16 protein-coding genes are annotated in these 18,344 nt (G+C 73.0%); 6 read left to right on the forward strand and 10 right to left on the reverse strand.

Translation table 11 applies throughout. The features are described 5' to 3' along the window. The first annotated feature begins 281 nt into the window (after positions 1–281). Positions 282–1,067 (forward strand): SLATT domain-containing protein, encoded by a 786-nt coding sequence (locus AB0F71_RS03685; RefSeq protein WP_360227492.1) that lies wholly within the window; start codon positions 282–284, stop codon positions 1,065–1,067. A gap of 61 nt (positions 1,068–1,128) precedes the next feature. Here AB0F71_RS03685 and AB0F71_RS03690 read toward each other — a convergent pair whose 3' ends face one another. The 3 genes from AB0F71_RS03690 to AB0F71_RS03700 form a co-directional block, all read right to left on the reverse strand. Then, positions 1,129–1,776, reverse strand: coding sequence for a hypothetical protein (locus AB0F71_RS03690; protein ID WP_360227495.1), 648 nt, complete (start codon positions 1,774–1,776; stop codon positions 1,129–1,131). A gap of 112 nt (positions 1,777–1,888) precedes the next feature. Next, a complete protein-coding gene (locus AB0F71_RS03695; RefSeq protein WP_360227498.1) occupies positions 1,889–2,971 on the reverse strand; it encodes a GntR family transcriptional regulator in 1,083 nt (360 codons plus the stop codon). Between the two features lie 148 nt (positions 2,972–3,119). Then, positions 3,120–3,917 (reverse strand): carbon-nitrogen family hydrolase, encoded by a 798-nt coding sequence (locus AB0F71_RS03700; RefSeq protein WP_360227501.1) that lies wholly within the window; start codon positions 3,915–3,917, stop codon positions 3,120–3,122. A gap of 173 nt (positions 3,918–4,090) precedes the next feature. Between AB0F71_RS03700 and AB0F71_RS03705 the strand changes: the two genes are divergently transcribed. Together AB0F71_RS03705 and AB0F71_RS03710 are read left to right on the forward strand one after the other, a co-directional pair. Further along, positions 4,091–4,912, forward strand: a complete 822-nt coding sequence (locus tag AB0F71_RS03705) for a maleylpyruvate isomerase family mycothiol-dependent enzyme (RefSeq protein WP_360227504.1) — start codon at positions 4,091–4,093, stop codon at positions 4,910–4,912. A gap of 194 nt (positions 4,913–5,106) precedes the next feature. Then, a complete protein-coding gene (locus AB0F71_RS03710) occupies positions 5,107–5,331 on the forward strand; it encodes a hypothetical protein (protein ID WP_360227507.1) in 225 nt (74 codons plus the stop codon). 59 nt (positions 5,332–5,390) lie between these two features. On the opposite strand, the gene AB0F71_RS03715 is transcribed toward AB0F71_RS03710, so the two are convergent. The 3 genes from AB0F71_RS03715 to AB0F71_RS03725 form a co-directional block, all read right to left on the reverse strand. Next, entirely contained in the window at positions 5,391–6,728 is a 1,338-nt protein-coding gene (locus AB0F71_RS03715; RefSeq protein ID WP_360227510.1) for an MFS transporter, read from the reverse strand. Between the two features lie 126 nt (positions 6,729–6,854). Next, entirely contained in the window at positions 6,855–8,087 is a 1,233-nt protein-coding gene (locus AB0F71_RS03720; protein ID WP_360227513.1) for a M64 family metallopeptidase, read from the reverse strand. Positions 8,088–8,245: 158 nt separating this feature from the next. Beyond that, positions 8,246–9,511 (reverse strand): benzoate/H(+) symporter BenE family transporter, encoded by a 1,266-nt coding sequence (locus tag AB0F71_RS03725; RefSeq protein ID WP_360227516.1) that lies wholly within the window; start codon positions 9,509–9,511, stop codon positions 8,246–8,248. A 207-nt stretch (positions 9,512–9,718) separates the two neighbouring features. Here AB0F71_RS03725 and AB0F71_RS03730 point away from each other — a divergent pair, with 207 nt between their 5' ends. Continuing rightward, the gene (locus AB0F71_RS03730; protein WP_360227519.1) at positions 9,719–10,651 is read left to right on the forward strand and encodes an LAETG motif-containing sortase-dependent surface protein; all 933 of its coding nucleotides are present in this window, start codon (positions 9,719–9,721) and stop codon (positions 10,649–10,651) included. An 80-nt stretch (positions 10,652–10,731) separates the two neighbouring features. Here the strand turns inward: AB0F71_RS03730 and AB0F71_RS03735 are convergent, their stop codons facing one another. From AB0F71_RS03735 to pdhA, 3 genes are read right to left on the reverse strand one after another with little or no spacing between them, the layout of a single operon-like run. Further along, positions 10,732–12,192, reverse strand: a complete 1,461-nt coding sequence (locus AB0F71_RS03735) for a dihydrolipoamide acetyltransferase family protein (protein ID WP_360227522.1) — start codon at positions 12,190–12,192, stop codon at positions 10,732–10,734. 15 nt (positions 12,193–12,207) lie between these two features. After that, the gene (locus AB0F71_RS03740; RefSeq protein ID WP_360227525.1) at positions 12,208–13,179 is read right to left on the reverse strand and encodes an alpha-ketoacid dehydrogenase subunit beta; all 972 of its coding nucleotides are present in this window, start codon (positions 13,177–13,179) and stop codon (positions 12,208–12,210) included. After that, positions 13,179–14,333 carry a pyruvate dehydrogenase (acetyl-transferring) E1 component subunit alpha gene (gene pdhA, locus AB0F71_RS03745; RefSeq protein WP_360227528.1) on the reverse strand — a complete coding sequence of 385 codons (1,155 nt, stop codon included), beginning with the start codon at positions 14,331–14,333 and terminating at the stop codon, positions 13,179–13,181. Before pdhA ends, AB0F71_RS03740 begins: the two co-directional genes overlap by 1 nt. Positions 14,334–14,759: 426 nt before the next feature. Here pdhA and AB0F71_RS03750 point away from each other — a divergent pair, with 426 nt between their 5' ends. Together AB0F71_RS03750 and AB0F71_RS03755 are read left to right on the forward strand one after the other, a co-directional pair. Next, positions 14,760–15,419 (forward strand): response regulator transcription factor, encoded by a 660-nt coding sequence (locus tag AB0F71_RS03750; RefSeq protein WP_360227531.1) that lies wholly within the window; start codon positions 14,760–14,762, stop codon positions 15,417–15,419. A gap of 64 nt (positions 15,420–15,483) precedes the next feature. Next, positions 15,484–16,587 (forward strand): phosphotransferase, encoded by a 1,104-nt coding sequence (locus AB0F71_RS03755; RefSeq protein WP_360227534.1) that lies wholly within the window; start codon positions 15,484–15,486, stop codon positions 16,585–16,587. Positions 16,588–16,591: 4 nt separating this feature from the next. Here the strand turns inward: AB0F71_RS03755 and AB0F71_RS03760 are convergent, their stop codons facing one another. Then, complete coding sequence (locus AB0F71_RS03760; protein ID WP_360227725.1) at positions 16,592–18,139, reverse strand: protein kinase; 1,548 nt, start codon at positions 18,137–18,139, stop codon at positions 16,592–16,594. Positions 18,140–18,344: the final 205 nt, after the last annotated feature.

An 18,344-nucleotide genomic window follows, 5' to 3' on the forward strand; every position in this document is an offset into this window, starting at 1 on the left:
CTAGGAGGATCCTCCAAACCGGACCGGCTCGGATGCGCTCCGGGTGTCCGGGTCAGGACGGCGGGTCACCGGCGCCTCGCTCGGACGGGTGAAATCTCGTCGGGCCCCGCAACCGCCCCACCTCGCGTTCCGGTGGCCGAAACCGGTAACGATCACCGGGGAAGCGCCCCGCGGTCAGCCATTTGGCGGTAAGAAGTGCTGTTGGACAACCACCGGCGGACGTCGCGTCAGCCGATGCGCCGACAGACCATGCCGCCCGCCCGCCACAGGGAGCCCCACAGGTGAGCCAGCCGGAAATGCAGCCCGAGGAGAGTGCCTGGGGCAAGGACATCGGTGAGGAGGACCAGCCCGCCGCAGCCGTGGCCCGGCGGGCCTCCACCCGGTACCGGACCGATCTGAGTGCCCGCCAGTTCCCGCTCGGGGACTGGGGCGAGCCCGCGGAGCGGCTGGAGGAGCTCTACCGCTGGTCCGAGGAGCGGGCGGTCGAGGCGATCGAGTGGTACCGCCGGGACCGGATCTGGAAGCGCCGCTGGGCGCGCCTGCTGCGCTTCGGGTCCGCCGGCTTCGCGGCGGGCGGGGTGACCGCCCCGCTGGTGGGCCTCACCGGCACGCTCGCCCACGGCACCGCCTGGGGCTACGTGGCCTTCGCGCTCTCCGCCGCCTGCTACGGCGCCGACCGGGTCTTCGGCCTCACCTCCGGCTGGATGCGGGACGTCTCCACCGCGCAGGCCCTGCAACGCCGCCTGGAGGCCTTCCAGTTCGACTGGGCGTCGGAGTGCGTGCGCGAGGTGCTCGGCCCGACCGAGGGCACCGCGGGCGAGGCCGCCGAGCGCTGCCTGGGCGTGCTGCGCCGGTTCTGCGAGGACGTCTCGGACATGGTCCGCACCGAGACCTCGGAGTGGATGCTGGAGTTCCGCGCCTCGATGACCCAGCTGCCCACCCAGTCCGCGGGGGCCTGGGGCGGCCGCACCGAACCCGGGGTGGGCGCCCAGGTGCGGGTGCTGCCGCCGCCGGGGACGAGGCCCACCATGCCGCGGCAGCGGCCGCCGGAGGGACCGCTGCGCTAGCCGGACGGGCCTGGGGCCTCGGCCCTGGGGCCCGGGCGAAGGCACAGGCGGTGCCCGGGCGTTACGCGAAGACGATCATCGAGCCCTGGCCGAGGCTCCGGGTCGCCGCCGCGTACAGGCCCGACCACGCGTGCCGCTCCCGGGCGAAGGGGTGCAGGTCGTCGATCGGCGGCCCGAACGGCTGCTCCAGGCCGGTCGGGCCGAGCGGTCGGGTCGGGCTCGGCGGGTTGAGCGGGTCGATCCCCAGGGCCGGTGCCACGGCCTGCAGTTCGCGCAGCAGTCCGTGGCTGGAGCCGAGCGGGCCGCCGGCGGCGAGCAGCGTCTCGTCCACCAGCGGGGCCTGGAACTCGATCGGCACGTAGGCGCCGGCGTGGTCGAAGTGCCAGACCAGGTGCGACTGTTCGGCACTGCTCTCGAACATCTCCAGCAGCTGCTCGTAGTCGCTGCCGAGCGCGTCGACCGGGGTGATGTCCAGGCCGGTGAGGCCCAACAGGTAGGCACGGCGCAGGAAGTGCAGCGAGTCGTAGTCGAAGGCGGCTATCGGCTCGACCGCCCCGCTCAGCCCGGGGACGAACTGGTAGACCGGCACTTCGGGCAGGCCGCGCGAGGTGAGCACCGCGTTGTAGAGCGCGAGGTCGTCCCGGAAGGGGTTGTCGGGGCTGTGGCTCAGCACGTCCACCAGCGGGACGAGCCAGAGGTCGCAGGCCATGGCCGGCAGTTCCTCTCCGGACGGCGGGATCGCCCGCGGGGCGGGGCGACGACGGGGGCGGGGTCGGTACCCGGACGGCCCGTGCGGGCGGCCGGTCCGACGCCCGCCCACCCTACCGGCCCGGGGCCGGGCGCGGACCGGGCCGTCCCTGCGGAGTCTCGGGGGGCGACTCGGGCAGCCGCCGGCCGAACCTGGTGTGCGGAACCCAGCGCGGTTGCGGCACCAGACCGAGGCCGAGTCCCAGCTCACGGCCCAGTTCACGGCCGACCTCGTCACCCCGTCGGGGCCGCCCGCCCCGGGCCGCCCCGGGCTCCGGAGCGGCCCCGGGCTCCGGTACGGCGTCCGGCGCGGGGGCCGGCGCCGGCCGGTCCGTCGGCCGGTCCGCCGGGAGGCGGTGGGACCGGTGCCACGCCGACTGCGGCGCGGGCGGCTCCACCGGGACGGGCAGCGGCTCGCCGTCCGCGACCTCGGTGAGCAGCCCGAGCACCGTCACCGACTCCAGCGGCCGCCCGGCCAGCCCGGCCAGCAGCCGGACGGTGAACAGGTTGTACTCGCAGATGATCCGGTGCGCCCCGTGCAGGTCGTGGGCCCCGATCGCCTCGACCAGGTCCGGGTGGCGGTCCCAGCAGACCCCGCCCAGGGTGGGCATCGCCCGCAGGTAGCGCGCGGCGAACATCCAGGACTGCACCCGCAGCCAGTCCAGGTACTCCGCGATCCGGCGGTTGCCGAGCAGGGCGGAGACCTCCTGCCAGAACCGGCGGTCGCAGCCCACCATCACGTCCAGGTTCCCGGCCCGGGCGGCCCGCACCGCCGCGTCGGCCCGGCGGCTGAGCGAGGGCAGCCGGGTGAGGTCGGGCAGGGACCGGCGGGTGGCGAACTGGCGGTAGAAGCTGTCGGTGAGCAGCACCCTGGCCTCGAAGATCTCCAGGAAGTCCTCCCAGCCCAGCTCCGGCACCGTGAAGCCGCGGTGGTGCTCGGTCCGCAGCAGCCCCTGGGCGCCGAGGTCGACCAGCGCCTCGCGGGCCGGGGTCGCGGAGACGCCGTACAGCTCAGCGATCTCCTTGACGGTGAAGTTGCGGCCTGCCTCCAGCCGGCCGGCCATCATCTCCTCGCGGAGCGCACCGGCGATCTGCTCGCGCAGGCTGTTGCGCTGGATGACGGGGCGGGGGGTGTCGCCGGCGCCGGTGCCGGACATGCGCGCGACCTCCTGGGGCGGGCCACCGTACCGACCCGCGACGGACCGGCCGACCGGCGGCGGGGAACACGACGAGTGCTCATCTTCTCAAACGGACCCGGAACAGGTACGAACCAACCCTCCCGGACCCCGTGCCCCCCGCCCGTGCCTACCGCTGGACCGGCGCCGGGATGCCCAGCAGACGGTCCCGCAGCACCGGGAACTCCTCGCGCGCCCGACCCACCTCGGCCGGGTCGAACTCGACGGTCAGCACCTCCTCGGCGGCCCCCGCCTCGGCCAGCACCCGGCCCCACGGGTCCACCACGATGCTGTGCCCGGCCTGCTCGACCCCGGCGTGCGTCCCGGCGGTGTTGCAGGCCAGCACGAAGGCCTGCTCCTCCACCGCCCGGGCCCGGGCCAGCAGCGTCCAGTGCTCGCGCCGCTTGGCCGGCCAGGCCGCCGGGACCACCAGCAGCTGGGCCCCGGCGTCCAGCAGGGCCCGGAACAGCTCCGGGAAGCGCAGGTCGTAGCAGGTGGCCAGGCCCAGGGTGCCGAACTCGGTGGGCGCGGTGACGATCTCCTGCCCGGCGCCCATCACCACCGCCTCGCCGCTGTCGAAGCCGAAGCGGTGGATCTTGCGGTAGGTGTGCACCAGCTCGCCGTCCGGGGCGAACAGCATCGAGGTGTTGTAGATCGGACCGTCCGGGTCGCGTTCGACGATCGAACCGGCGTGCAGCCACACCCCGGCGGCCCGGGCGGCGGCCGCCATCGCGTCCGAGGTGGGCCCGTCGAGCGTCTCGGCACCCTCCGACCAGAGGTCGTGGGCGAAGCCGCCGAGCGGCCACAACTCCGGCAGGACCACCAGGTCGGCGCCCTGCTGGGCCCGTACCAACGACGCGGCCCGGGCCCGCCGTTCGGCGGCCGGCTCGGCGTCGGAGACCGCGAGTTGGATCAATGAAGCGCGCACAGTACCACCGTCCACGGCAAGAGACCTACGATCGTCACCCGAAAGCGCTGCCCAGCTGTCTCCCGGCAGCGTAACGTGCGGTTAGCGTGCGCGCCCGGAAGCCGGACCATCCCGGCCGACCGCGACGGCCGGGCGCCGAGCGTAGGAAAGCTGACGGAGGGCCGGAGATTCCCGTGACGGACAACCAGACCGTGCAGGCTTACACGGAGGCGTGGACCCAGAGCATCGAGTCCATATCGGAGCTGGTCGCCCCCCTCCCCGAAGGCTCCTGGAACCGGGCCACCGAGTGCCCCGGCTGGTCGGTCCGGGACGTCGTCTCGCACGTGATCGCGGTCGAGTCCGAGCTGCTCGGCGACCCCCGCCCGATCCACTCGCTGCCGCGTGACCTTCGCCACGTGACCACCGAATTCGCCCGCTACGTCGAACTGCCCGTCGACAAGCGCCGCTGCCACACCGCGCTGGAGATGACCAGCGAGCTGGAGTACACGATCATCCGCCGCTCCCGCGCGCTGCGGAACGCCAAGCAGACGCCCGGGGAGCCGGTCCGCTGGCCGGCCGGCCCGCTGGCCACGGACGTGCCGTACCACCAGCTGCTGCGGATGCGGGCCTTCGACGTCTGGGTGCACGAGCAGGACCTGCGCCGGGCCCTCGACACCCCCGGCAACCTGGACTCCCCCGGCGCCCTGATCGCCCGGGACGTGCTGCTGGAGCTGCTGCCCAAGGCCGTCGCCCACACCGCCGGCGCGCCGGCCGGGACGGCCCTGGTGCTGGACGTGACCGGCCCGGTGGAGTTCCTGCGCACCGTCCGGGTGGACGCCACCGGGCGCGGCAGCGTGGACGAGTCGATCAGCCTGGCCCCCGACGTCCAGCTCACCATGGACTGGGAGACCTACGTCCGCCTCGCCTGCGGCCGCGGCCGACCCGGGCCGGTGAGCGTCGAGGGCGACAAGGAGCTGGCCGAGCGGGTGCTGGCCAACTTCGCCGTCACCATCTGACGCCCATCGGCGCACCCGGCCCAACCGGCGCGCACCACCCGGCGGGACCATCGACATGCGCTCGGTATGGGTGAGTTCAACTCACTCATACGACGTTTCCGCAGGTGGGAATGGATCCGTCCGTGGAGATCCATCTCTGAGCCTCATCAGCGAGGCGGGGCTCTATCTCCTCATCATGAGGTCGAGGAAACCCAATGCCCGCCTGCCCGGGCGGGGAGCGGGTCGGCATCCGGGGCAGCCGGATCGTCCCGGGGTGCCCGAAGTTGAAGCTGGTGGACCTGATCCGCCTGCGGAAAGCGGCGAAGCCCCAACCCAGCCGAGTGCCACGGCAAGGAACCCTGACCGTGGAGATGCACGGGGCCCGGATCTACGGAACCGCGCCGCAGATCGCCGAGCTGATGAGGGAGTACGGCCGCTGATCCCGCCGCTAACCATCACTTTCAATGATGGTTAGCGGCATTTCCGCAGGTCGGAAACCCTACGCATCCGCCGCCGCAAGCCTCCGGCGCAGCCGCAGGATCATCGCCGTCCCCAGCGCCAGCGGCACGTACTGCCAGCAGAAGGCCCAGCGGAAGGCGTCGGCGGAGTAGGCGCCGGCGCCGGACGGGGAGAGGGCGTCCAGGAGCACGCCGATGCCGAACAGGGTGATCATCGTGCCGATGAAGCCGCCCATGTTGACGATCCCGGAGGCGGTGCCGAGCCGTTCGGCCGGGTTGCGGGTGCGGGCGTAGTCCAGGCCGACCAGTGAGGCGGGGCCGTTGCTGCCCATTACCAGGATGATCCCGATCAGCAGCCACATCGGCGGGTGCCCGCCGGGCCAGGCGAGCACCAGCGCCCAGCCGGACGCGGTGGTGGCGACGACGGTGAGCACGATGGGCATCCGGGCCCGGGCGGAGCGGGAGAGCAGTCGGCCGAAGAGGAAGCCGAAGGACATGTTGGAGAGCACCAGCAGGGTCAGCAGCCCGCCGGCCTCGCCCCGGGACATGCCCTGGGCCTCGATCAGGTAGGGCATGCCCCAGAGCAGGCCGAAGGCGTTGCCGGGGAACTGGGTGGTGAAGTGGATCCACAGGCCCAGCCGGGTGCCCGGCTCCCGCCAGCAGTCCTGGATCTGCCGTCGGACCTTCGGGCGGGCGGCGGGCGGCCCGACCGGTCGTACGACCGCCGGCGCGTCCTTGAGGAAGAGCGCGACCAGGGCGAACACCGCCACGCCGAGCAGCGCGATCGCGGTGAAGGTGGGCGTCCAGCCCTCGCTGTGCAGCGCCTGGGCGAGCACCACGGTGGTGACCAGGTTGCCGCCCATCCCGGCGAGGCCGGTCAGCTGGGCGACGAACGGGTTCTTCGCCGCCGGGAACCACCGGGCGGCGATCCGCAGCACGCTGATGAAGGTCATCGCGTCGCCGCAGCCGAGCACCGCCCGGGAGGCCAGCGCCGGGGCGAAGGAGGAGCTGAACGCGAAGGCCAGCTGGCCGGTGCTCAGCAGCAGCACGCCGAGCAGCAGCACCCGGCGCGGCCCGAACCGGTCGACCAGCAGGCCGACCGGGACCTGCATGGCCGCGTAGACCAGCACCTGGAGGATCGAGAAGGTGGACAGCGCCGAGGCGCCGATGCCGAAGCGCTCGGCCGCGTCCAGTCCGGCCACGCCGAGGCTGGTGCGGTGGATGACGGCCAGGACGTAGACGCTGACGCCGACGGACCAGGCCAGCCAGGCCGCGCGGCCGCCGGGCGGTACGGGGGCCCCGGCCGTCGGCGGCTCGACGGCGGATCGAGGAGCGGGGACGGACAGGGACGCGGCTGAACGAGCGGGCTCCACGGTCATAGTCCGTCCAGACTAGTCATCCCATGATTGGACGCCCAGCTCCCTGCGGTGTGAGCTCGCGAACCCCGGCCGGCGACCAGCGACCGGCGACCGGCGACCGGCGACCGGCCGGCAACCCGCCGACTCTCAGCCGGTGACCGTCCAGGACACCGACCGGGTCATGTAGCGGTCCCGGAAGGCCTCGTCCCGCACCCAGTCCGTGGTGTCCCGGACGGTCGCCGTCACGGTCGCCGTCCGGCCCGGGGCGAGGCCCAGCAGCGCGGTGTCCAGCCGGCCCCCGTCCACGGCCTGCGGGGCGGCCGGGGCGCCGTCCACCTTCCAGTCCACGGTCAGCTGCCGGGCGCCGGTCAGCGGCAGCGGCCGGACGTCCAGCCGGGGGAGCCCGGCGACCTCGCCGGGCGGCGGCGAGGGGGCGTCGGTCGGCCGGACCTTGCGGTACAGCTCCTCGACGATCGCCTCGCGGGAGGGCAGGTTGTAGGCACTGCCCAGGGTGCGCATCACGGAGTCGGGGGTGGGCCGGTAGAGGCCGTTGGCGCTGCGGTACGCCCCGACGACGCCGGCGCCGTCCGGCGAGACGGCGCCCAGCCAGCGCCACCACTTGGTCTGCTTCTTGAGCATGTCCTCGGCGTTGAGGGTGGAGAGGTTCGGGTAGTCGGCGTCGTCCGGGGCGCTGTCGTACTCGTCGCCGAGGTCCCCCACGGTGTGGCCGATCTCGTGCTGGATGATCCGCCCGGCGTCCGGGCTGCCCCCGGCCAGGGTGGTCACCCCGGTGCCCCCGGCGCCGCCGTACTCGACCGAGTTGGCCAGCGCGATCAGGTACTGCGGGCCGGTGCTGTCCCCGGCGTAGCGGGCGGTGGCGCCCTCGTCGGCGCAGAGCAGCCGGGCGGTCCCCTCGCACCAGAAGTGCATGCCCAGCGGGGTGGTGGGGTGGCGGCCGCGGCTCTCGGTCTCGGCTATCCCGGAGGTCGGGGAGACCACCTCGACCCGACGTATGTTGAAGAACCCCTGGTAGGTGCGGAACGGCTCGATGTCCATCAGCGCGTGCCAGGCCTTGTCGGCCTGTTGCCGGAACGTCTCCTGCTCGTCCGCCGTGTAGCCGTCGCCGAGCAGGACCAGGGTGATCCGGTTGGCCGGGTCCCCGGTGCGGCGTATGTCGAAGGTCGGGGCGGCCGCGAGCGTCCGCTGGTCGGCGCGGAGGGCGGTGTGCGGGGGGACCGCCCGGTCGACGGGGGCGCCCGCCCCGATCACGCCGAACGGCGAGGGGCCGACGAGTTCCAGGGCGGCCGGGAGTACGGCGGTGGACACCAGTACGAGGGCGGCCAGACTCCGGACGAGACGGCCAGGGTTGCCAGCAGGCATACGGGTGCGTCCTCGGGGCTCCGGTCACCCGGTGTCGCCCGGGTGGTGGAGCGGAGACGTACCCGCACCGGCGTGTCGCCCCCACCGGCCGAAGAAAATGTCACCGACCTGGCCGAACGATTCCCGTTGTACCTGTCATACCAATGAATCTCGGCGGCTCACCCCCGGGCTCCCGGCGGGCCTCCCGCAGGGCTCACCGGGTGCGCCCTGCCCAGTTCCAGCACCAGGTGCGTCCCGAGCCCGAAGAGCAGCCCCCAGAAGGCCGAGCCGATGCCGAACAGGCTCATCCCCGAGGCGCTCGCCAGGAAGGTCACCACCGCCGCGTCCCGCCCGCGCTCCGCCGAGACCGCCGCCGCCAGGCTGCCCTGCAGCGAGGCCAGCAGCGCGACCCCGGCGATCACCGCGATCAGCTCCTTCGGCAGCCCGGTGAACAGGCTCACCAGCACCCCGCCGAAGCTGCCCACCAGCACGTACAGCACGCCCGAGGACATCCCCGCGACGTACCGGCGGCGCGGGTCCGGGTGGGCCTCCGGGCCGGAGCAGATCGCCGCCGTGATGGCCGCCAGGTTCACCCCCGGCGAGCCGAACGGCGCCACCAGCACCGACATCGCCCCGGTCGCACCGATCAGCAGCCGGTCGTCGGCCCGGTAGCCGAAGGCCCGCATCACCCCGAGTCCGGGCGCGTTCTGCGAGGCCAGGGTGACGATGGTGAGCGGCAGCGCCAGCCCCACCAGGGCCGACCAGGAGAACGCCGGCGCGGTCAGCACCGGCACGGTCGGACCGCCCGAGCCCAGGTGCAGCGGCAGCCCGACGGTGAGTGCCGCCAGCACCCCGCCGACCACCAGCGCGATCAGCACGGCGTACCGCGGCGTGAACCGCTTGGCCAGCAGGAAGGCCGCGAAGCTGCCCACCACCAGCACCGGAGCGCCGTGCACGGCACCGAAGATGCCGGCGCCGAAGGAGAACAGGATGCCCGCGAGCATCGCGTTCACGATCCCCACCGGCACCGCCGCGATCAGCCGGCCGAACCACCCGGTCACCCCGAACAGCGCCACCACGGCCGCGCTCACCAGGAACGCCCCGATCGCCTCCCGGTACGGGTAGTGGCCCAGACTGGTCACCAGCAGCGCCGCCCCCGGCGTGGACCAGGCGGTGATCACCGGCGTCCTGGTCCACCAGCTGAGCGCGAAGCCGCTCACCCCGCTGCCGATCGCCACCGCCCAGATCCAGGAGGTGGTGTGCGCCGGGTCCAGCCGCCCGGCGGCAGCCGCCGCGAGCACGACCACCAGCGGCCCGGAGAACGACACCGCGACGCAGACCAGCCCCGCCAGCAAGGCCGGCACCGACGCGTCCCGCCGCAGCGACCGACGTTCGCCGTCCCCGGCCGCCGTCTGTTCCGGTCGAATCGTCAGCTCATCCGTCATTCCGGCAGTATCCCGAAACCGCCCTGCGGGAGCCGCCGAAAAAACTTTTCGATCCACCTGCAACCCCCGGCGGGGATGGACGTCTATCAGGGTGAAGGCACGGAGAGCGAGACCGGCGGAGCCGGGGGGCGCTTCCGCTCACCAGGAGCGGAGCCGGTCGTCTTCATCCAACACACCGTCAGGCTCATGACCTTGGGGAGTCACGTCATGCGTACGTCCGTTATCAACCGTTTTGCGAAGAACGACCGCGCCTTCTCCGGCCGCCGCCGCATCGCCGTCCTCGCCGCCACCACCGTCCTCGCCGGCGGCGTCCAGTTCATCGCCGCCGACACCGGCTGGGCCTGCGGGGACGGCGTCGCCACCGCCCCGGTCTCCCAGGAGGTCGCCCAGGACAACGACTTCGACCTGCACGGCCCCGGTGCGAAGTCCGCGTTCATCAGCCCCACCCCGGCCACGATCACCATCGGCGGCCCCAAGGCCGAGTTCGGGGTGGAGATCGCGAACTTCAGCAAGGCCGACTTCCACAAGGCCGTTGCCGGCTTCGGGCTCTTCAACCCGAGCGGCGCCACCCCCAAGCCGTCCCAGGTCAGCGTGGACGTCATGGACCACGGCCAGTGGAAGCACCTGACCATGGCGGGCGGCTGCGACCCGGCCATCCACGCCACCGGGCTGGAGTCCGTCGCCGAGCCGCTCACGGTCGGCCACGCCCGCCGCTACCTGTTCCGGGTCTCGATCTCGGCCGACGCCCCCAAGGACGTCAAGGAACTCCAGGTGTACGGCGCCGGCGCCAACTTCTCGGGTGCCATGACGACGGTCAAGGTCGTACGCCAGGCCTCCGCCGAGACCACCGGGCCCACCGCACCGGCCAAGCCGAAGCCCGCGCCGACCAAGGAGGCCAGGCCCGCCGCCCTGGCCGAGCCGGCCGCCGACCGCACCCCCGCCAAGGCCACCGAGCCCGCCAAGGCCCCCACCGCCACCCCGTCCGCCGCACCGGCCACCACCGCGCCCGCCGGCACCCCGGAGCTCGCCCACACCGGCGCCTCCTCCACCAACGCCTTCCTCGCCACCTCCTCCGCCGTGCTGCTCGCGATCGGCGGCGGTGTCCTGCTCGCCGTCCGGCGCCTCCGCCGCCAGCGGTAGTCGCCGGGCGGGTACGACGAAGGGGCCCTGGTCCGCACGGCGGTGCGGAGCAGGGCCCCTTCGTCATGTCTCCGGGGGCGTCAGCCCCAGGTGATCAGGCGCTTCGGGAACTCCAGCAGCCCGGCCACGTCGGCCAGCACCCGGGAGCCCAACTCCCCGTCCACCAGGCGGTGGTCGAAGGAGAGCGCGAGCGTGGTGACCTGGCGCGGGACCACCTTGCCCTTGTGCACCCACGGCAGTTCCCGGACCGCGCCGAAGGCGAGGATGGCCGCCTCGCCCGGGTTGAGAATCGGGGTGCCGGTGTCGACGCCGAAGACGCCGACGTTGGTGATGGTGACCGTGCCGCCCTGCATGTCGGCCGGCGAGGTCTTGCCCTGGCGGGCGGTCTCGACCAGCTCGCCGAGCGAAGTCGCCAGGCCGGAAAGGGTCTTGGACCCGGCGTCCTTGATGTTCGGGACGATCAGGCCGCGCGGGGTGGCCGCGGCGATGCCGAGGTTCACCTGGCCCTTGACCACGATCTCCTGGGCCGCCTCGTCCCACTGGGCGTTGATCTCCGGGTGCCGCTTGATCGCCACCAGCAGCGCCTTGGCGACCAGCAGCAGCGGGCTGACCCGGACGTCGCGGCCCAGTTCGCCGCTCTCCTTGAGCTTGCGGACGAACTTCATCGTGCGGGTCACGTCGACCTGGACGAACTCGGTGACGTGCGGGGCGGTGAAGGCCGAGGCCACCATCGCCTGCGCGGTCGCCTTGCGGACGCCCTTGATCGGCACCCGGACGTCGCCCGAACCGGACACCGGCACCGGAGCCGCCACGGCCTCGACGGCCTCGGCCACGACCGGCTCGACGGCCGGGACGGCCGGAGCGGCCTGGGCCGCGGCGTGGGCGTGCAGGTCATCGCGGGTGATCACCCCGCCCACACCGGTCGGGGTGACGGACCGCAGGTCGATGCCCAGGTCCTTGGCCAGCTTGCGCACCGGCGGCTTCGCCAACGGCCGCTCACCGGCGGGCAGTTCGACGGACGCGGCCGGAGCGGCCGGAACCGGGGCGGCAGCCGGAAGGACCGGAGCAGCCGGAGCCGCGGCCTTCGCCGTACCAGCGGCCGTACCGGTGGCCGCACCGGTCCGCCGGGCTCGGCGCTGGGCGGTGCCGGTGCGCGGGCCGTACCCGACCAGCACCTCCCGCCGCTCCGGCTCGGCCTCGGCGGCCGGCTCCGCAGCCGCGGCGACAGCGGGCGCGGGCGCGGGCACGGGCGCGGGCACGGCGGCCGGAGCGGCCCCCGCCTCCCCGGCGACCGCCACCGAGATGATCACGGTGCCGACGTCGACCGTCGCGCCCTCGGGGAAGAAGAGCTGCTCGACGACCCCGTTGAACGGGATCGGCAGCTCCACCGCCGCCTTGGCGGTCTCCACCTCGCACACGACCTGCCCGTCGGTGACGGTGTCACCGGGCTTGACGTACCAGCTGAGGATCTCGGCCTCGGTGAGGCCCTCGCCCACGTCGGGCATCTTGAACTCGCGGAGCGAGCGAACTTCGGTGGTCATCTACGCTCCCCGGTATCAGTACGCGAGCGCGCGGTCGACGGCGTCGAGCACGCGGTCCAGGTCGGGGAGGAAGGCCTCCTCGACGCGGGACGGCGGGTACGGCGCGTAGTAGCCGCCGACCCGCAGGACCGGTGCCTCCAGGTGGTAGAAGCACCGCTCGGTGAGCCGGGCGGCCAGCTCGGCGCCCATGCCCAGGAAGACCGGGGCCTCGTGCACCACGACGGCCCGCCCGGTGCGCTTGACCGACTCCTCCAGGGCGGCGAAGTCCACCGGGGAGAGCGAGCGCAGGTCGACGACCTCCAGTCGGCGGCCGTCCTCCTCGGCGGCCGCGGCGGCCTCCAGGCAGACCTTGACCATCGGGCCGTACGCGATCAGCGTCGCGTCGGTGCCAGGGCGGACGATCCGGGCCTGGTGCAGCCCCAGGTCGGCGGCGGCGCCGACCTCGCCCTTGTCCCAGTAACGCCGCTTGGGCTCCAGGAAGATGACCGGGTCGTCGGACTCGATGGCCTGCCGCAGCATCCAGTGCGCGTCGTGCGCGTTGGACGGGGTGACCACCCGCAGACCGGCGGTGTGCGCGAAGTACGCCTCGTGCGACTCGCTGTGGTGCTCGACCGCGCCGATGCCACCCGCGTAGGGGATGCGGACGGTGACCGGCATCTTGACGTGCCCGAGCGCGCGGGCGTGCATCTTCGCCAGCTGGGAGACGATCTGGTCGAAGGCCGGGTAGACGAAACCGTCGAACTGGATCTCCACGACGGGGCGGTAGCCGCGCAGCGCGAGGCCGATCGCGGTGCCCATGATGCCGGACTCGGCCAGCGGGGTGTCGATCACCCGGTCCTCGCCGAAGTCCTTCTGCAGGCCGTCGGTGATCCGGAAGACGCCGCCGAGCTTGCCGATGTCCTCGCCCATCAGGACGGTCTTCGGGTCGTTCTCCAGCGACTTGCGCAGCGCGTCGTTGAGCGCCTTGGCGATGCTCTGACCGGCCATCAGTGGTTCTCCCCCGCCTCGAAGGAGGCCGCGTACTCGACGTATTCGGCCCGTTCCTGATCGACCAGCGCGTGCGGCTCGCTGTACACGTGGTCGAAGATCAGCGTCGGGTCCGGGTCCGGCATGCTGCGCACGCCCTCGCGCACCCGCAGCCCCAGCTGCTCGCTCTCGGCGTCGACGGAGGCGAAGAACTCCTCGTCCGCCAGGCCCTCCTTCTCCAGGAGGGTGCGCAGCCGCAGGATCGGGTCCTTGGCCTTCCAGGCCTCGGTCTCCTCGGTGGCCCGGTAGCGGGTGGGGTCGTCGGAGGTGGTGTGCGCGCCCATCCGGTAGGTGAAGGCCTCGATCAGCACCGGGCCGTTGCCGCTGCGGGCGTGGTCGAGCGCCCAGCGGGTGACCGCGAGGCAGGCCAGCACGTCGTTGCCGTCGACCCGGACGCCGGGGAAGCCGAAGCCGGAGGCGCGGCGGTACAGCGGGATCCTGGTCTGGGTGGTGGTGGGCTCGGAGATCGCCCACTGGTTGTTCTGGCAGAAGAACACCACCGGCGAGTTGTAGACCGAGGCGAAGGTGAAGGCCTCGTTGACGTCGCCCTGGCTGGACGCGCCGTCGCCGAAGTACGCGATCACCGCGTCGTCGGTGCCGTCCTTGGTGATGCCCATCGCGTAGCCGGTGGCGTGCAGGGTCTGCGCGCCGATCACGATGGTGTAGAGGTGGAAGTTCTTCTCGTTCGGGTCCCAGCCGCCGTGGTTCACGCCGCGGAACATGCCGAGCAGGTTCAACGGGTCGACGTCGCGGCACCAGGCGACGCCGTGCTCGCGGTAGGTCGGGAAGGCGTAGTCACCGGGGCGCATGGCCCGGCCGGAACCGACCTGGGCGGCCTCCTGGCCGAGCAGCGAGGCCCACAGGCCCAGCTCGCCCTGGCGCTGGAGCGAGGTCGCCTCGCCGTCGAACCGGCGCACCAGCACCAGGTCGCGGTAGAGGGAGCGAAGCTCCTCGGGGGTGGTGGTGAGGGGGTAGTCCGGGTGCTCGACCCGCTCGCCTTCCGGCGTGAGCAGCTGGACGAGCTCCGGCTGGGCGTCCGTCCCCGTGGCGCGGAGGGTGTCAGGAACAGCGGGAGCCGCCTTCTTGCGGGTCCTCGCCGTGCTTTTGACGGTCACGTTCACTCCTCGGTCTGTCCGGCCGCCCGGGGTCGCCGGTGACCGGTCCGGTCACCGCCTCGCGGGGCGCGCGTGGGTGTGCGCACCTACTGCGTGGCAGGTGGTGATCCTGTTCCGACGGCGTCCCTCACGAGAACGTTACCCAGCGTCCGCCCTTGGCGCGCTTGCGCTAGGACGTCCTACTTGTTCAGGGCCTACAACCCCGAGGGTGCCGCGTCCGGCTCGCCGTCGGAAGGGTGGGGGTGACGGTCGGCGTGACGCAGCTCTCAATTCGAGCGCCTTCAGGACACCAGCGCACGTTATCCGGGCGGAAGCCCGTGCGTAAGGGGGTTCTCGGTATCGGTTTCGGTCGGGTGTGGCTGGATCACGCCTTTACGGCACTGGGGACGATAGGCCTTTTGTACGGTGGTATGGGAGGCTTTGGGCGTGACTGATAACGGACAAATCAGGGTGTTCCTGCTCGACGACCACGAGGTCGTCCGACGGGGCGTGCACGACCTGCTGTCGGTCGAGGACGACATCGAGATCGTCGGCGAGGCCGGCACGGCCGCCGAGGCGCTCACCCGGATCCCCGCGGTCCACCCCGACGTCGCGGTGCTCGACGTCCGGCTGCCGGACGGCAACGGGGTCGAGGTCTGCCGCGAGATCCGGTCCCGGCTGCCCGGGATCAAGTGCCTGATGCTGACCTCGTTCTCCGACGACGAGGCACTGTTCGACTCGATCATGGCCGGCGCCTCCGGCTACGTCCTGAAGGCGATCCGCGGCACCGACCTGATCACCGCTGTCCGGGACGTCGCGGCCGGCCGCTCCCTGCTCGACCCGGTCGCCACCAGCCGGGTGCTCGCCCGGCTGCGCGACGGCGGCGGGAAGGAGGACGAGCGGCTGGCCCAACTCACCAAGCAGGAGCGGCGGATCCTCGATCTGATCGGCGAGGGGATGACCAACCGTCAGATCGGCAACGAGTTGCACCTGGCCGAGAAGACGGTGAAGAACTACGTCTCCAGTCTGCTCGCCAAGATGGGCATGGAGCGACGCACCCAGGCGGCGGCGTACGTGGCGCGGCACCAGGCCGATCATCAGTACTGATACTTCCCTTCACACATGTGACGGTTTGTCAAGGGCCCCCACCAGGGGGCCATAACCTCTGCACGTGACTTTCAGCCAGACCCTCGCCTGCGCCCCGGCCCGCCCCGACCTCTCCGCACCGCCGATAGGGACCCTCAGCCCACCGGTACCGCGCAGCGCACTCGCCGAGGTCCTGGCCCGCTTCCGGGTGGGGCGGCTGCTCACCGCCGAACCGGTCGCCGAAGGCCTGCTCAACCGGGGTTACCGGGTCACCACCGAAGCCGGCACGTACTTCCTGAAGTGCTACGTCGACGCGGCCACCGCCAACCGCCCGAAGATCCTCGCCCACCACCGCGCCATGACCGACCTGCACGCCCTCGGCCTGCCGGTGGCGCCCCCGCTGAGCTGCTCCGACCGCGGCGCGACGGTGGCCGGCCTGAACGGCCGGCTGTTCGCCCTGTTCCCCTGGACCGATGGCCGACACCGGCACGGTACGGAGCTGGAACCGCCGCAGTGCGACGCCCTCGGCGCGCTGCTCGGCCGACTGCACGGCGCGCTCGACGACGTCTGCGCCCCCCTCGACCAGCCCGACGGCTACCGCAGCGCCGACCCCCTCGACAGCGCCGAACTGGCCCGCGACCTGCGCCGCCGCGCCCGCGAGCACCGCCCGTACGGCGAGCTGGACGCCCTCGTCGTCCGACGGCTCGACGAACGGCTGGAACTGCTCGCCGAGCACGCCCACCGACGGCCCGACCCGCTCGCCGCCCCGCCCACCGGCTGGACCCACGGCGACTTCCACGGTCTCAACCTGATCCACACCGCGGGCCCGGACGGCGGCGAGCGGGTCACCGCGGTGCTCGACTGGGACAAGCTCGGCCCGCAGCCGCGCGCCGAGGAGGCCGTCCGGGCCGCCACCCTGCTCTTCAACGACCGCACCACCGGCGCCCTCGACCTGGTCCGGGTCCGCCGCTACTCCCAGGCCTACCGGGCCTCCGGCGCGGCCACCCCCGAACACCTGGCCGCCGCCGTCCACCGGGTCTGGTGGGAGCGGCTGAACGACTTCTGGATGCTGCAGTGGCGCTACCAGCGGGCCGACCACCGGGCCGACCCGCTCTACCCCGCCTCGGCGGGCCAGTTGGCGTGGTGGTGCCAGGAGTACGAGCAGGTCCTGGACGCCTTCGCCAACTGATCCGTCAGTTGCCGCCGACCGGCGGCGTCACCGGCGGCTTGACCGGGGTCTGCGACGGCTGCGGCTTCGAGGACGCCGTACCGTCACCCGAGGGCGCCGACGGCGAGGTGCTCGCCCCACCGGTCGCCGTCGCGGAGGCGCTCGGCGTGTGGGTCGCCGTGGGCGTCGGGGTCGGTGTGTGCTTCCCCGTCGGCGACGGCGACATGTTGTTGCCGCCCCCGCCGCCGTTCCCGCTGTACGTCCCCGGGTCGCTCGGCAGCTGCGGCCGCCGGCTGCCGGAGGTGGACGGCGGCGGGGTCGGCTGGCCGTTCTGGGTCGGGGTGGTCGACTCGACGGTGCTGACCGCCGGCTCGGGTGTGTTGGGCACCACCGGCGTCTTCACGTCAGTGCCGCTGAGCGCGAAGGCGATCCCGGCCCCGGCCGCGACCAGCACGGCGATCCCGCCGGCCACCCAGCCCCAGGGCCCGCGCCGCCGACCGCCGTGGTCACCGTGGTCGTCCTCGCCGCCACCGCCGCCGTACGAACCGCCGCCCTGGTACGGGGAGGGGGCGTGCGGGCCGCCCGTGGAGTACGGCAGCACCGAGGTCTGGTCACCGGCGCCGACCGCGCCGAAGGCCTGGGTGGCGGCCGCCTGGTCCGGCCGGAGCACCTGGGTGGCCCCGGTGTCCCCGGGCAGCCCGGTGCCCGCGCCGACCCAGCCGGCCCCGCCCGCGCCGTGCATCTCGCGCAGCGCGTGCTGCAGGTGGGCGCGGAACTCGTCGGCGTCCTGGAAGCGGTCGTCCGGGTTCTTGGCGAGCGAGCGCAGCACCAGCGGGTCCAGGCCGACCGGCACCCGGCTGTTGGCCTGCGAGGGCGGCATCGGCGGGTCCTGGACGTGCTGGTAGACCACCGAGAGCGGGGTGTCGCCGGTGAACGGCGGGCGCAGCGTGAGCAGTTCGAAGAGCATGCAGCCGGCCGCGTACAGGTCGGACCGGTGGTCGACCGGCTTGCCGAGCGCCTGCTCGGGCGACAGGTACTGCGGGGTGCCCATGACCATGCCGGTCTGGGTCATCGTGGTGGCCCCGCCGGTCAGCGCCCGGGCGATGCCGAAGTCCATCACCTTGACCGCGCCGGCGTTGGTGATGATCACGTTGGCGGGCTTGATGTCGCGGTGCACGATGCCGTTGCGGTGGCTGTAGGCCAGCGCCTCCAGCACCCCGGCGATGATGATCAGCGCCTGGTCGACCGGCGGCGCCTCCTCGTCCGCCAGCAGCTCGCGGACCGTCCGGCCCTCGACCAGCTCCATCACGATGTACGGCGTGGACTCGTCCCCGACGTACTCCTCGCCGGTGTCGTAGACCGCGACGATCGAATGGTGGTTGAGCGCCGCGACGGCGTGCGCCTCGCGGGTGAAGCGCACCCGGGCGATGTCGTCCTGCGCCAGCTCGCCGCGCAGCAGCTTGACCGCGACGGTGCGGCCCAGCCGCACGTCCTCGGCGGCGAACACCTCGGCCATGCCGCCGCGGCCGAGCCGGTGGGTCAGCCGGTAGCGGCCGTCGCCGACCGTGCCCATCGGCACCCCGCGGCCCGGCGTCTGCGAACCGCCGAACGGCGGCAGCGCGGAGGTCGCGGATTCGCTGCCCGGCTCGGGGATCCTCGGCGCGCCGCCGGTCCGGCCGTTCGCTCGGGCACCCGTCTCGTCGTCCGGCTGCTGCGTCTGTGCCATCGCTCCTCGCCCCGGGCGTTCGCTCGGATTCGCGGTGCCCTGTCGCTTACGT

Source organism: Kitasatospora sp. NPDC028055, from assembly GCF_040637885.1.
Taxonomy (GTDB): Bacteria; Actinomycetota; Actinomycetes; order Streptomycetales; family Streptomycetaceae; genus Kitasatospora.

What these genes read in the sequence shown, in the direction of transcription:
- AB0F71_RS03715 (WP_360227510.1), bottom strand. Translation starts at nt 6,728, where the DNA reads ATGACCGTGGAGCCCGCTCGTTCAGCCGCGTCCCTGTCCGTCCCCGCT.
- AB0F71_RS03710 (WP_360227507.1), top strand. Translation starts at nt 5,107, where the DNA reads ATGCCCGCCTGCCCGGGCGGGGAGCGGGTCGGCATCCGGGGCAGCCGG.
- AB0F71_RS03690 (WP_360227495.1), bottom strand. Translation starts at nt 1,776, where the DNA reads ATGGCCTGCGACCTCTGGCTCGTCCCGCTGGTGGACGTGCTGAGCCAC.
- AB0F71_RS03720 (WP_360227513.1), bottom strand. Translation starts at nt 8,087, where the DNA reads ATGCCTGCTGGCAACCCTGGCCGTCTCGTCCGGAGTCTGGCCGCCCTC.
- AB0F71_RS03695 (WP_360227498.1), bottom strand. Translation starts at nt 2,971, where the DNA reads ATGTCCGGCACCGGCGCCGGCGACACCCCCCGCCCCGTCATCCAGCGC.
- AB0F71_RS03735 (WP_360227522.1), bottom strand. Translation starts at nt 12,192, where the DNA reads ATGACCACCGAAGTTCGCTCGCTCCGCGAGTTCAAGATGCCCGACGTG.
- AB0F71_RS03725 (WP_360227516.1), bottom strand. Translation starts at nt 9,511, where the DNA reads ATGACGGATGAGCTGACGATTCGACCGGAACAGACGGCGGCCGGGGAC.
- AB0F71_RS03760 (WP_360227725.1), bottom strand. Translation starts at nt 18,139, where the DNA reads ATGGGCACGGTCGGCGACGGCCGCTACCGGCTGACCCACCGGCTCGGC.
- AB0F71_RS03730 (WP_360227519.1), top strand. Translation starts at nt 9,719, where the DNA reads ATGCGTACGTCCGTTATCAACCGTTTTGCGAAGAACGACCGCGCCTTC.
- AB0F71_RS03740 (WP_360227525.1), bottom strand. Translation starts at nt 13,179, where the DNA reads ATGGCCGGTCAGAGCATCGCCAAGGCGCTCAACGACGCGCTGCGCAAG.